The following is a 14,609-nucleotide window of genomic DNA, read 5'->3' on the forward strand; positions in this document are numbered from 1 at the left end:
GCGTTCTACTGCGTTCTACTGCGTTCTACTGCGTTCTACTGCGTTCTACTGCGTTCTACTGCGTTCCAATTATAAAAAAGTACTTATTTGAGAGCAAGTATGTAGTACTGATTTTTATCATTTTTGCTATTTCCATACCACTTCAAAAAACCTTGTTCTGTCAATTTCTTCAAAGTTTTTCCAATATGACGCCTGCTTCTCCCTGTAATCTCAACAGCCTTTGCTGTAGTCATTTTGTCACCCGAATTATACATGTAGTGGATAATAGCTTGCTCATCAGCGTTTAACTCACTAAAGTCGGAAAACTGCTTTTCCAAGCTATCTTGTGTGCGCAGATGACGGCTGACAATATTATTGTCAAGTGTCAGAACAACCTTGTTCCCTGGTTCAGTGTATTTAGGTTCATGAAGAAAGGCTAGAGCCATCTCAGAATAGATACGCTTAACCCCTTCATTCATCTCACGAACCCAACCAAACTCAGTCAATGTTCTCGCAATCCGAGGGTTTCTTGAAAAGCGTTCATGCTTGATATTATCAACTGTTACGATATTAGGTAATTTCCCTGGGCTATGAATTTCTAGTCGGTCATCAAACATCATGATACGAATATGGTCACCATAAACAGAGTAATTACGGTGCGTCACAGCATTCACAATACCTTCAAACCAAGCGAATTCAGGATATTCAGGAAAAATTTGGAATTGTCCATTGTCATCCAAATATTGAAACTCACGAAGTTGCGTTCGGATAAAGTCTCTCACTTTGATAATCAAGGTAGGTAGGGCCTCTTCAAAGGTCACTTCCTTGATGACATTAAAGTTACTTCCTGTACCCATATCAGTTCCATCAAATCTCTGGAAACGTACACGAGCTTGAGGAAAGAACGCAGATGGGTATTTACCAAAAAGTAAAATGGCAGCCTTAGTTAATTTACCATTGATAAGAAAACGTCTTGCTTTCAAAATGTCTTCTGTGGGGCGCTCTGATATATCAAAACGATTCTTGAAATCTTGCACTAAGTTGTCATCAATATCCTCCAAAGTCGCATCAGGAACTATCTCGTCTTCAAAAAAGCGTTGCCCTTTATCATAGCTAAGTTGCGTCCGTTGCTCATAGCTCAACTTAACAGTCTCGTCTCCTTGACGCAGGTAAACCTCGTCATTAGGAGCCGCAATCACTCGGTTCGATGACAGTTCAACTGAGATTACCAAGATTAGGTCATCCTCACCCTTATGATTCACCACAGGGATTTCTTCAAAAGATAAATCCAGAGGTGTGTCACGCATCTCACGATCAATCTTTTTAAAGTCCTCTATGGGGTAGGCTTTTCCATCCTTGAAGCCTGTGATAATATTCCCCTGCTTTTCATCCTCAATACCGATGACCAACTGACCACCATCCGCATTAGCAAAAGCAATCAAGTGTTTGAGGAGTTCAGAGGGTTTCTTACGAGCAGACTTTCTATCAAGATATTGGCTTTCTGGCGAGAATTGGTAGTGGGATAAGGTGTGATTCATTTGTTTCTCCTGATTGATATTAGCTATCTGCCCATAACTCACACTGTATGATAACTATTGACAAGGCATCTTTAAGTCCTTCAGGCGGGTACTTGTATTTTTTTAATAATCTTTTGACCATACGTCGCATATTAGCACGTGCGGACTCTTTTTTCTGCCAATCAATCGTACGATTTCTCCTCAATTCATTTGTCAGCTCACGTGTTAATGCAACTAACTGATCATTACTATAGAAATCTTTGACGGCAGCTGGTTTGGTAATAGCATCATAAAAAGCTATCTCCTCTTGGCTAAGTCCCAATTCATTCCCCTCATCTTTTGCTGATTGTATTTCCGATGCCATGTGTTTTAGTTCTTCGATAACTTCTTCATTTGTCAGCATACCATTCAAGTAAGCATTCATGGCCCTAGAAAGCATTTCTGAAAACTTATCAGATTGAACAACATTTGTCCTCTTATAAATATGGACCTGCTCTTGTATCAATTTCTTCAACAATTCAACCGCAATGTTCTTTTCCTTCATCTTGGCAATCTCATCCAAGAAGCTAAGGTCAAACAATGAGAAATCTCTTTCAGAATCCGCAAATAAATTGATAACACCTTCACTCTTAATACTTGATTTTAGCAATTCATTGATTTTAGCATTGATTTCCTTGACCGATAAAGGTTTTCGTGGGTTGACAATGCGTGTTAATATTGTCCGAACAGCTTCAAAATAGGCTGCCTCGTAACGTTCTTCTGGTGTTAATAAGGAGCGACATAGTTGCAAGGCTTGTTTCAATAGACTAGCTTCACGTAAAAAGCTTTCCTTATCCTTATCTCTACCAGTGATAAAGTTAACACCACCTGTAATAGCATTCGCACGCATAAGATCGGTTGCTTTTCCATCTTTAAAAGCAGTGTAATCAAAGCCAAAGAACATATCTTGACAGACTTCAAGCTTTTCTTGAAATTTAGGGTAAGCAGTTGCTGCAATATTGGTATCACCAAAATTACCTTTATCACGATTAGTATAATCATTCATAGCTTGTTTTAAAGCTGAGGCAATACCAACATAATCAACAATTAGTCCACCTTCTTTATCCTTATAAACACGATTAACACGTGTAATAGCTTGCATAAGATTGTGACCAGACATTGGCTTATAGACATACATGGTCGCAAGACTTGGAACGTCAAAACCAGTCAACCACATATCAACAACAATAGCAATCTTGAAAGAACTACTATCGTCCTTAAATTGATTAGCCAATTCTTCTTTATGTTTCTGATTGCCTATAATATCATGCCATTCTTCAGGATCTTTATTGCTAGAGGTCATCACGACACCGACTTTTTCTCCCCAATCAGGACGTAATTCAAGTATCTTATGATAAATCTTCATGGCAATAGGTCTCGAATAAGCGACAATCATAGCCTTACCAGTCAATTCGTTTTCACGATTGTCCTCATAGTGAGTAATAATATCTGTCACTAGTGCTGAGATAGTTGGGTCAGCACCTAAAATACTGTCCAAACGACTAAGCTCTTTTTTACTCTTGTTGATAGCTGACTTTTCAGCTTGTTCTGCTAATATAGCATATTCAGAATCAATATTCTGCAAAATGTTTTCATCAAGATTAAGATGAATCACACGACTTTCGTAATAAACAGGTCGAGTTGCACCGTCTTCAACAGCTTGTGTCATATCGTAAATATCAATATAGTCACCAAACACTTCTGTTGTTGACTTGTCTTTCGTTGATATCGGTGTTCCTGTAAAACCAATGTAAGTCGCCTTCGGAAGACTATCACGAATTATGCGTGCTGTTCCAATCTTAACTCTACCGCTCGTCAGATCTATTTTTTCTTCTAAACCATACTGCCCACGATGCGCCTCGTCCGCTATAACAATAATATTTTGGCGTTTTGACAAGGGCTCCAAAGACTCTTCAAATTTCTGCATAGTTGTAAAAATAATACCGTTGGCCTGTCTACCAGACAATAACTTTTTAAGATGTTTACGATTTGTAGCTTGCACTGGTATCTGACGTAAAAAATGCTGACATCTTTTAAACTGTTTGAATAACTGATCATCTAAATCGTTTCTATCCGTCAGAACAACAATTGTTGGCGATTGTAATGTTTTCTCTAGTAAATGAGCATAAAAAACCATTGAAAGAGACTTACCACTACCTTGTGTATGCCAGAAAACACCACCACGACCATCAGTCTCAGTTGCTTTTATTGTCGAACAAACTGCCTTTTTTACCGCAAAATATTGATGATAAGCTGCTAAAATCTTGGAATCATCAGAGAAACAGATAAAGTTTTTTAGAATATCCAACAGACGTTCTTTAACAAACATTCCTTCAATCAAGGTTGTAAAGTTCGCCAACTGTGTATCCTCATAATTCCCGTCATTCGTCTTCCACTCCATAAAACGATCTTCACCAGCTGTAATAGTTCCCGCTTTTGAGGTCGCCATGTCACTCATGACTAAAAAAGCATTGTAATAGAATAAAGACGGAATCTCCTTCATATAATTTTGGAGCTGGCTATAAGCCTCTGAAACTTCTGTCTCCTCACGTGACGGACTTTTCAACTCAAAAACCACTATGGGAAGACCATTTAGAAAAACAATGATATCTGGTCGCTTCTCACTGTATTCCTCAATCGTCCATTGATTAGCGACAATAAAACTGTTAGTATCAGGTTTATCATAATCAACTAGGTAAACAATGCTCGAAATCTCTTCGTCATTCTTAACATAAGTAATAGACACCCCGTTTTGGAGATAATCCATGAAGGTTTTGTTTTTCTGCAAAAGTGTGCCGCTTTCAAAATCATGCAACTTATTGATAGCTACGTCAATGGCAGAGCTTGGTAAGTTAGGATTTAGTCGTCCTAACGACACCTCAAGCACATCACGGAAAAGACTATCACGATAGTCTCTTTCGACATCAGGACCATAATAATAGTCATAACCTAATCGATTTTGAAAAATATCTAAAATAGCATTCTCAAATTGGCTTTCACTAAAATTCATAACAAATCCTTTCTATAGTTGGGGAAGGTGGTAAATCATCATTTAGCAGTGTGATTTGAAAAACGCTCTCCAGATAATAAATGAGGGAGAATTGTGTCTCTTAAAGATACCAAGTATTCATTTTCTATGATGTTCTCATCGACCCGAGTCATAAAAGCAACTGCAATATTTTCAAATGATTCCATTTCATTTGTTGTAGGAATATATATTGGGATTTTGCTTAAGTCGGTTTGAGTTATTAACGGTTGTGTTGAACCACGATTCATACTTTGAAAATCAACTTGTTTGAGAATCTGATAAACGTATTCATGCCGATTGCTTTGTAAAACCAGTGTATTATCTGATGGCCAACAAGCTCTTCTATAGCGTTGAATAACTCCATGCGTTCCAACACGACCAGTAATTAGCAACTTTTCAGAATACAATGAAGTTGAGGTGTACCCTGTAATAGATGCAGCTCCTAAAATTGGAATATCGAAATTTTTAGATTGTTCATCCACACGTGTCTTTGGGCGTTTTCCACTTGAAATACGTGTAATGTCACCTAACGTTCCGTTTGGAATCTGATTTCCAAACAGTTCATTGAATATTAAGGTCACTACTCCTTCTAAATGATGATTTATCTGTTTATTGAGTGCTATTTTATCGTCTAAAGATTTCAAAATGCCAGATATTTTCACTTGAACATCAAGTGGAGGACAGATCGTTTCAAAATCTTTCAAAACATCTAACTGTACACGTTGTCGTCCTGATGTACCAATCATAGATTTTATAGCTATCTCACGCACGCTTGGACTAGTCATAAGATAGTAAATATAATCTTCATCACTGATACCTTCTTTAGCACGTGCAACAATAAACTCTGTTGAACCGAACCCCACTTCATCAGCTGCTAAAATATTAACTTTTGAGGTCTTACCATTTTCTAAACTTGGAGTTATTCTTGCCATTAAGGTATCACCATTTTTAAACTTTGTTCCACCTTTAAATTCTAAAACCTCAAATTCTGATATATCGCGGGTAAATGGGGCTAGCTTTTCCATAGCCACTTTTTTTGCCAAAGTTCCCTTTGGTAAGTGTTCTCTCGGATTAAAATCAATGATATCAGATAGCTTACATTTCTTCCACTCTGCCATTTCTTCCTCCTTATCCTATATATTTTCTATGCGAACTCTTCACATTCGCTTGGTTTACCATGGCATAATGCATGGTTGTATCAATTTTTACATGCCCTAATAATTGCTGAACTTGCTCTATTGGCATTCCTTTATCAATAGCCTTAGTTGCTAAGGTTCTCCTGAACTTATGGGGATATATCTTATTTAGATCTGCTTTCTTCCCTAGTTCTCGAAGTCTTGTTTCTACTCCTCCTATTTGTAACCTATTAAATGGTCGCGATAAACTCACAAACAGGGCAGGATTTTTATCTGTGCGCCGTTCTATGTAATTCATAAGATGGATTTTCGTCCGAGCGTCAAAGTAAACTAGTCGTTCTTTTCCACCTTTTCCTAAAACGATACATTCTCTCTCTTGAAAGTTGATATCTTCTCGATTTAATCCCACCAACTCGCCAACACGAATCCCTGTTGACGCTAATAAATCAATCAAGGCTAAGTCTCTAATCTCTTCACAACTATCTCTCAGTAATTCCAATCCTTCATCAGAGATTGTTTCCTTTATCGGTTTATCTGTCTTAATTTTATGAATCCGTCTAACAGGGCTTTTCAAGATATAATCTTCATCTTCTAACCACCCAAAGAACGAACTATAAATTCTCCGCATATTATCAATCGTAACCTTGCTAGAATTTCTTTCATGTTGATAATTTGATAGATATTCTCGCAAATCTTCAGTCTCGATGTTTCGAATTGACTTCTCTAAAGTATTTACTAGTTTTAAAATTGTATTTTCATAATAGATTAACGACTTTTCCGAGCATCCCTCAATTCTTTTTGAGGCTAGAAAGCGATTAACCAACTGTTTATTATCTATATCTAACTCTTCCACACCAGTCTTCTGTATAAATTCCACACCACTAAAGACAAAAGTCAGAACTTTCCCTAATTCATCCAGTTGACCTGCGCTCAACAACGTTGCCATCTTTGTCTGAATCTCAGTCATCAACTTATTCTTCATCCCACAACCCCCAATAAAATATATTGTTAATATTTTATCAAAGATAACGTGTTTGATAAATCATCATTTAGGAGAGATAATAAATACAATCTATCTAATGTTTATTGAAAGTAGCGAGCAATTAGAGACAAAGAAACTTGGTAAGCTATTTGATACTAAAACAGCCACATTTAATCCAGCTAAGACAAGTGAAAAGAAAGTAAATCACTTTAGTTTACCTGCATTTGATGCTAATCAATATCCATCTGTTGATGATACAAATAATATTAAAAGCAATAAAAATGTTGTTAAAGAGTATTCAGTTTTATTTTCAAAACTAAACCCGACAACAAAAAGGGTATGGGTACCATTTACTAACCAAGATTTACTTAGCGTTTGTTCGACAGAATTTATTTCTTTGGCAGGAAAAGATAAATTTGAGCAAGCTATTTTATTCGCCGTAATCAATAGTAAAAGTTTTCAAGATTACTTTATAGCTCACGCTACTGGAACAACGAACAGTAGGCAACGAACAAAACCTAGTGTGGTTTATGAATTTGAAGTTCCTTATAATGAAGTTCTATTTAAACAACTAGGAAGAATACTCTCTCCATTAGTAACACAAGTAGAAGATAAATTACATCAAATTCAAAAACTAACCCAAATAAGAGACGAACTTCTTCCTAAGATTTTATCAGGAGATTTGTCTGTTTAAGCCACTAAATGATGATTTATCTTTTTATTAAGTCGAATTTTTTCCTCATAGGACATCAATATTTCTGAAATTAATTCTTGCTTTTTCAAAGAAAATCGAGGAATTGCATATTTCATAATTGAACTTTTATCTCCACGGGGCATTTTCGTTCCCTTAGAAGTTGATACTACATAATCAAAGAATGCATCACTTGATAGCACACAATATAGAAAGCGATTAGAAAAGTCACTATTTGCTCTGATTACCAAAACATCATTAGAGCAACCTCCAGATTTATCTGCTAGCCAAATTTTCTTAAAATAGGGACGAATATTGGAAATTAAAATATCTCCTTTTTGAAATGCAGTTGTGGTTTTTACAGTCGGAAGTTTTGTTGCCTTATTAATTCCACCACGATTAGGAATCATATTCTCAGTAGAAATATAATTATCCAGACTTAACATGCTGACATCAATTTTCTCAGAGACATAGCTACTTACTTCGGATAACGCCTTATATATCAAACCCAATCTCCTCCAATCGTTGTTTGATTTCTTCTTCTAGGACATGGGACTGTTTAAACATTTCAGATAGTTCTGTTGTTAAGCGTTCCATTTTCTCTTCAAAGGGTTCGCTATCTTCTTCCCTATCTTCAACGCCAACATAACGTCCCGGGGTTAAGATGTAATCTTGGTCAGCGATAGCCTTGGTCTCGACAACAGCGCAGAAACCTTTTTCACTTTCTAAAGTTCCCTCTTGGAAATGTTCAAACGTCTGAGCAATCTTTTGAATATCCTCTTCCGTAAAATCTCTATGTGTGCGGTCAACCATGTGTCCTAGATTTCTAGCATCGATAAAGACTGTTTTACCTTTTTGCTTTTTATTCTTAGAAATAAACCATAGACAAGCTGGAATAGTCACGCTATAAAAGAGCTTATCAGGGAGAGCTACAATGCCTTCAACTAAGTCATCCTCAATAATTGCTTGGCGAATATCACCCTCGCCACTTTTTGTTGATGTCAGCGATCCATTTGCTAAGACAAGACCAATCTTCCCGTTGGGAGCCAAGTGATGTATCATGTGCTGTATCCACGCATAGTTAGCATTGCTATCAGGAGGTGTGCCATATTTCCAACGAACATCATCTACCAGCTCATCTGCTCCCCACTTCCTCAAATTAAACGGAGGATTTGCCATGATATAATCTGCCTTAAGCGTTGGGTGTAAATCGTTGGTAAATGTGTCTGCTTGATGGGAACCAAAATTGGGTTCAATACCACGAATAGCCATGTTAATTTTAGCCATTTTCCACGTATCGGCATTTGCCTCCTGACCATAAATGGAAAGATTATTAATGTTACCACTATGATTTTCAACAAAGACTTCTGACTGTACAAACATACCACCAGACCCACAAGCTGGATCATATACACGACCATTAAAAGGCTTTAAAATCTCAACAATTGTTTTAACTATACTTGTTGGTGTGTAAAATTCTCCACCATTCTTACCTTCATAAGCAGCAAATTGTTCCAAACAGTATTCATAAGTTCGACCTAGTAAATCTTTTTCATTACCATGAGCAAACATATCAATATTGGTAAAAATATCAACAACTTCACCTAATACACGCTGATCTAAATCAGGTGAAGCATAAACTTTAGGGAGAACACCACTCAATGATTTGTTTTCATGCTCGATCTCACGCATAGCATCATCAATTGCAAGACCAATTTCAGAAGTATGTGATTTTTCAGCAATATAATCCCATCTTGATTTTGGTGGGATAAAGAAGATATTTTCAGAGACATACTCATCACGATCTTCTTCAAACCCCTCACCCTCCTTGAGAAGATAATTATATTTAACCGTAAACGAATCAGAAACATATTTTAAGAAAATCAATCCAATAATAACTTTTCGATAGTCAGCTGCTGAAATATGACCTCGTAAAGAATTGGCTGCATCCCAAAGCTCCTTTTCAAAACCAATATTAGCACTTGTATTTGTCTTCGCCATTATTTACTCCTGAACTATTTTGTTGCCTCTATTATACCATTTTCCAATCTCATCTTAAACTATTTCTCAGGAGTTTTGAGAAGCCTTCAAAAACGAAATCAAAGCAATAGTTCAAAAGCCTAATCTTGAGTTTTGCAGACACTTTTCTCCAAGTTTACATATGACCAAACAAAATATAATCATCTTATTAATCTATCACATTCTATAAAATGTACTTCTAAAATGTTTCCAAGCAAAGCTGATTTTGTACAACACTTCTTCATCAAAATCATTCTACACTTATCTTATTTTCAAGTTCAGTAACTATCTAAGCAGTACCAATTTTTATATTAGTCAGTTTGTTCCAAAATGACAAAGTTTCTCAAGTTTTTCCGTCCATATTAGAAAAAATTTTTGGAGTTCTGTCACATGAAATATTTTAAATTAGTCACTATTATTTTTAAGTCAATTCATTTACTTTTACTACTAAACAAAGCGACTTAATAAAAGATAAAATAAATGACGATACCGCTACCAAGATAGACTCATGACAACAAACATTTTTCTGAAATACACCAAGCTTTTTTGATAACTTTATACTTATCAAGACCGTACATTTAAAATAATAATAATCCAGATAATAATGACAGATAACACTATTGTCTTAACTCTTTCCATTCTCCTTTTTTTGTTAAAATCAGTCGCTTAGCTACCCTTTCTAAATAGATTGCAACAAATCGTTTGTCGTCAAATTGATACACTTGGTCATCAATTTTACCTTCAATAAGAAGACCAATGTGCTTATAAGTATCTCCTACTTTTTCTGCGATTTGTTGGAGTAAAAGTTCGTTACCGACTAATCCATATTCCATGTACAAAAGAGGGATAGTCACTTCCTGAAAATCGTCATCAGTACCTGTCGCATAGTAATCAAAATAATCACCTTTAGGAGCAACTTTTATGGTTAAATGATAGTACTGACCTAGCACGGTTTTATAGAGGGGTTTGACATCAACTGGATAACGAACACGACCCACTATTTTATCAAAAAGAGAGTATGCTATTTGACTCACAGTATTTTTCTCTGGGAGAGCATAAACACGTACACCATTATCGACTAATCGTTCAAAAACACGACCGTTTGTTGTGGTTCTAAAGGCAACGTTTTGACTAAAGTTTTTGATGCGTTTTGAAAGAACAACTGTATCCGCTACATTGAAGGAAAAATAGATAGTTGTGTTTCTAAAAAAGGGACTATCCGCATAGCGTAAAATCTTAGAAAGCAGCCTTGGTTGTGTCTCTGTTCGATTGTCATATTCTATCAAAAACATATCGTCTGGTGTGAACAAAATGCAATCAGGAACAGCAAAGGTCAAGTGCGTTTTATCAGATGGAAAAAAGTAATGAATATTAAGCGATAAAGCAGTCACTTCTTTATCACATTTAGAAATCAACTCTCTCACGATTTGGCTAACAAGAAGACGTGTTTTATAGTCATGTTCAGTAATGCGAGAGGGTTTGCCAGAACGCATTTTATTGGCTCTAATAGTGAATGGTGATCCTTCATAATCTGTCGTTTCTTTTATGCTCGTTTGGTACTCTTCTATCTCAGCTAAGTGTTCTAAAACCCATGACCAAAATAGTTTGTTAATATAGAAAAATTTAGTTCGTGATTTGAACGGTTTTGGATATTCCGAAAAGGGGAAATTACGACTACCAACGTTCGTCATAAACCATTTTCTATCGAGTTGTTTTTTGGTCAGTGAATAGAAGATATTAGAAGCTATTTCAAACGTAAAATATTGAAATTTGAAGAGATGATAAGCCCACAAAAGTTTAATTTTAGAGTAATTTATTTTTCGCCTTTCAGCTGGTGGAATATGAAAAACAAAATCAGGTTGGTTGGGATAACGTCTGAGACTAAATAAGTCTTCTGTCGTAGGTTTAGGATGAGCCATTTTAAGCTCCTTTCTAAAAGATAAAATAGGTCTCAAAAAAGAGATGAAATAAATAGCTATATTGTGTCTGGGTCAATATAAGTATCTTTTAATGAGTAACTTCAAGGTATTAGGACTATGTAATATAAATAAAATATAAGGCATAGATGTCAGGTCAGCTTTTAATCTTTTTTCTAGTCTAAAAGCTAGTAATACCAATAGGTTTCAATTATTCTCATAAGTTTATAATGTGAGGCATAGATGTCAGGTCAGCTCTGGCTCTTTTTAATAGCTTAAAAGCTAGGAATACAAATCGATTTCAATTATTCTCATAATTTTATAATGTTAGGTATAGATGTCAGGTGTGCTCTGACCGTTTTTTATATCTTAAAAGCTAGTAATACCAATAGGTTTCAATTATTCTCATAAGTTTATAATGCAAGGCATAGATGTCAGGTCAGCTCTGATTCTTTTTTATAGCTTAAAAGCGAGTGATAGCAATAGGTTTCAATTATTCTCATAAGTTTATAATGCGAGGCATAGATGTCAGGTCAGCTCTGATTCTTTTTTATAGCTTAAAAGCTAGTAATACCAATAGGTTTCAATTATTCTCATAAGTTTATAATGCGAGGCGTAGATGTCAGGTCAGCTCTAACTCTTTTTTAGCTTAAAAGCTAGTAATATCAAGGGATAACAAACTTTTAGAAACACTGTCTATAAAATGGCTATCTCTTACTACTATTATACCCTATTTTGTTAATTCTTAACGTTTATCATAAACGTTAAGATCCCATATTTTATGGTATAATAAGTATTAAAAACAATTTTTTAGGCGATAATATCGATGATTATTATAGAAAATTGAAACCTTAAACTTGAGGCTCTCAAAAAGAAAATGGCGGAAGTCAGAAAGCAAAAAAAGAAGAAGATAAAAAGCTGCGTTTTGAATTTGGAGACCTTTATTTCAAGTTGAAAGATGAACTTGGTGAGTCTTATGATATTGAAAAAGAAATTGACAAGATGAAGGAAAAAGTAAAGCAAGAAAAGGCTAACCAAAAGCACAAAAAGTCATCTGAACAAAACACTTTTTCTCATCACGAACAAGGTCATCATCAGCCACAAAATCATCACCAAAACCACTAAAAAAGAGAGACATATATCTCTCTTTTTTTGATAGTTACTCAATAATTTCTTGCGACACAACATTATGATTTTTGGCAATTTCTTCTTCCAAATGATGTATTTTAAATAGATCTCTTAATAATAATTTTTCCTCGAAATAACTCCTTTTTTTGACCTGTTGCGTTAAGTAAAAAAGCAACTTGTTTTGGTGGTTGATTGTCAAATTTTTCTTCGTTAATATTGTATTTTTTTGTAATAGTTTTTATCCGTTTTTCTTGTTTTTTCCAGTCACATTTTTACATAATTGTATTCCTTTTTTTAGTCATCAAAAACGTCTAAAAACATTTCGAACCCAGCAAAGTTTATCTTGTATTAACGTGTTGTTATCTTCTGCCAATTGTCAATAACTAAGACCACATTAAAACCATTTTGCTCAATATAAAACGGAAATTCTACAGCAACTTTGGGGGTTACTTTGACCAATTCTTCCTCCTCATTTTCGAGCACAAAATACCTGTAAATTGGAATTGTTCCATACGGAATCACTCGGAAAAAGTAGTGACTGCTTGTTCGTTTACTTGGTCACAAATAGCTTCTACGTTATTATCATTTCCTCGGTTATACATGGTCGTTTTTGTTAGGAGACTCAAACATATTTTAACAGCAAATTCTTGACATATTCTACATCACATTAAGTTATTTTCGCTTAGAAATAACAATTAAAATGAGCGTAAAAACACGTGTATTATTCTCGTTAAAAAGGCTAAAAAAGCTCCTGAAAGTCAGTCAACAATCCTCACCTTCCAGAAACTTTTTTCTTGTTATTTGACACATTAAATACTCTTATCCACGTCTTCGACTGCTTTACAAAATGCCCAATAACGTTCATCATAAGCTTTAATCTCTTGCTCAGTAAATTGGTAGTACATCAAGTGAGAAGCCTCCACCTTTTTCTTACAAATAACCACAGGTATTTTTTCTCCCAGTTCATTTTTTAAAAGCAATCTATTCTGCTCATCAATAACATAATAAAGTGGTTCTTCCTCGACATCGTAACCTTCAATCCAAGCTCTAGCTAGCCTATTTTGATTGCTCGCTTGAGCAATCCATTTTTGAAAATTAGGATCTGGCGAGTCTGCAAAATACGCCATCAATTCCAGCAAAGTCTTATCTGGAATAGCCTTATGCACTTCAATAATATGCGAGATAAATCGTGGCATTTTTACCTTTGATTTTAACAAAACAGATTCACTCAAAGTCACATCATTAATCAATTTTTCCGTCTCAAATGCTACCTTATAATACATTTTTTTGCCGTCATCATAGCGCTTAATAATTTTCCCTTTGAGCATCACCTCATCACCAATATGGTATCCTAAAACATCCTTCATCCTTTTCTCCTTCCCTTTATCTTTACTTCTTCACTCTCGCCCACTTTTGATTAACTTTAAGGTTTAACTCAGCTTCTAGGCGTGCTAGTTCTTTGGACAGACGAAACATTCCTGCTAAGCTTAAGGACAGACTTCCCATATCTAAGAAAATAGGCGACAATCGAATAAAGCGTTCGTCATAGTGTTCCAGATTTTTATCTTTGTAGCCTGTCACATCCATCTTAAAAACGACTTTGCCCCTTCTGTCACGGCACTCTACATGAAGCCCATACTCACTGTCCATTTCAATCTCATAGCCAATCGTTAGCTCCGCTTTATTAAAGGAGTGTATCTCGGTATAACATGACCAATCAACTTAATGGCGTCTTTATGTACATACTCTTTCAAACACTGGTTCATTGTCATCGTTTGGGGCTTTGGTTTTCTACCTAAGCAAGCATCCACCTCATCCATCAAGGCTAAAATATCCTCAAATTCATCTCGTTTCTTATCGTCTTCTGATAGATTATTTTTTTCAATCATGACTGTCTCTCCTTTTCTAGTTAGCTCCATTTGTAGCTATTCAGCATATTACTTTTTTCAGTCTTTTTGGACTGATAAACCTCTTCAATCTCAGCTAACGTTTTATTAGCCATTTGACGAAATTCTCTCATGTCATATCCTTTCACCTTCAAATGTCCTAATAAAGTCGTGTCATATTGAAAGAGATAGGTCAAGATAAGGTCATTATCTGAAATATCAAAGCGACCGTCTTGAACTGCACCCCAAAAGTTAGACATAAAATCTAACAATTGGGGTGCTTTTCTT

Annotated in this window: 12 protein-coding genes and 1 pseudogene; 1 reads left to right on the top strand and 12 read right to left on the bottom strand. The window is 35.5% G+C overall.

What is annotated here, in order from left to right:
- Positions 1 to 83 precede the first annotated feature (83 nt).
- From ACLN19_RS08165 to xerA, 5 genes and pseudogenes are all read right to left on the bottom strand, one after another.
- Entirely contained in the window at positions 84 to 1,517 is a 1,434-nt protein-coding gene (locus ACLN19_RS08165) for an ATP-binding protein (RefSeq protein WP_413385201.1), read from the bottom strand.
- A gap of 19 nt (positions 1,518 to 1,536) precedes the next feature.
- Positions 1,537 to 4,545, bottom strand: coding sequence for a type I restriction endonuclease subunit R (locus ACLN19_RS08170; RefSeq protein WP_413385203.1), 3,009 nt, complete (start codon positions 4,543 to 4,545; stop codon positions 1,537 to 1,539).
- 38 nt (positions 4,546 to 4,583) lie between these two features.
- Positions 4,584 to 5,144, bottom strand: coding sequence for a restriction endonuclease subunit S (locus ACLN19_RS08175; RefSeq protein ID WP_413385233.1), 561 nt, complete (start codon positions 5,142 to 5,144; stop codon positions 4,584 to 4,586).
- Positions 5,145 to 5,153: 9 nt separating this feature from the next.
- Positions 5,154 to 5,681: pseudogene (locus tag ACLN19_RS08180) on the bottom strand (restriction endonuclease subunit S); the annotation flags it as partial.
- 10 nt (positions 5,682 to 5,691) lie between these two features.
- Positions 5,692 to 6,681, bottom strand: coding sequence for a site-specific tyrosine recombinase/integron integrase (xerA, locus tag ACLN19_RS08185; RefSeq protein WP_413385206.1), 990 nt, complete (start codon positions 6,679 to 6,681; stop codon positions 5,692 to 5,694).
- Positions 6,682 to 6,733: 52 nt separating this feature from the next.
- Between xerA and ACLN19_RS08190 the strand changes: the two genes are divergently transcribed.
- Positions 6,734 to 7,375: a restriction endonuclease subunit S domain-containing protein gene (locus tag ACLN19_RS08190; protein WP_413385209.1), complete on the top strand. Its 642-nt coding sequence runs from the start codon at positions 6,734 to 6,736 to the stop codon at positions 7,373 to 7,375.
- On the opposite strand, the gene ACLN19_RS08195 is transcribed toward ACLN19_RS08190, so the two are convergent.
- The 7 genes from ACLN19_RS08195 to ACLN19_RS08225 form a co-directional block, all read right to left on the bottom strand.
- Positions 7,372 to 7,878 (bottom strand): restriction endonuclease subunit S, encoded by a 507-nt coding sequence (locus tag ACLN19_RS08195; RefSeq protein WP_413385211.1) that lies wholly within the window; start codon positions 7,876 to 7,878, stop codon positions 7,372 to 7,374. The two genes, ACLN19_RS08190 and ACLN19_RS08195, sit on opposite strands and share 4 nt — an antisense overlap.
- Positions 7,868 to 9,373, bottom strand: coding sequence for a class I SAM-dependent DNA methyltransferase (locus ACLN19_RS08200; RefSeq protein ID WP_413385214.1), 1,506 nt, complete (start codon positions 9,371 to 9,373; stop codon positions 7,868 to 7,870). The genes ACLN19_RS08195 and ACLN19_RS08200 overlap by 11 nt, the downstream gene beginning before the upstream one ends.
- Positions 9,374 to 10,008: 635 nt before the next feature.
- Positions 10,009 to 11,310: a hypothetical protein gene (locus ACLN19_RS08205; protein WP_413385216.1), complete on the bottom strand. Its 1,302-nt coding sequence runs from the start codon at positions 11,308 to 11,310 to the stop codon at positions 10,009 to 10,011.
- 1,934 nt (positions 11,311 to 13,244) lie between these two features.
- On the bottom strand, positions 13,245 to 13,802 hold the full coding sequence (locus tag ACLN19_RS08210; RefSeq protein WP_413385219.1) for a DUF1642 domain-containing protein: 558 nt from the start codon (positions 13,800 to 13,802) through the stop codon (positions 13,245 to 13,247).
- A 22-nt stretch (positions 13,803 to 13,824) separates the two neighbouring features.
- Positions 13,825 to 14,085 (bottom strand): hypothetical protein, encoded by a 261-nt coding sequence (locus ACLN19_RS08215; protein WP_413385223.1) that lies wholly within the window; start codon positions 14,083 to 14,085, stop codon positions 13,825 to 13,827.
- Positions 14,086 to 14,105: 20 nt separating this feature from the next.
- Entirely contained in the window at positions 14,106 to 14,324 is a 219-nt protein-coding gene (locus tag ACLN19_RS08220; RefSeq protein WP_413385226.1) for a hypothetical protein, read from the bottom strand.
- A 20-nt stretch (positions 14,325 to 14,344) separates the two neighbouring features.
- A partial coding sequence (locus ACLN19_RS08225) for a hypothetical protein (protein WP_413385229.1) occupies positions 14,345 to 14,609 on the bottom strand: 265 nt, incomplete at its 5' end.

Origin of the sequence: Streptococcus lishijunsis, from assembly GCF_047290665.1 — a bacterium.
Lineage (GTDB): Bacteria > Bacillota > Bacilli > Lactobacillales > Streptococcaceae > Streptococcus.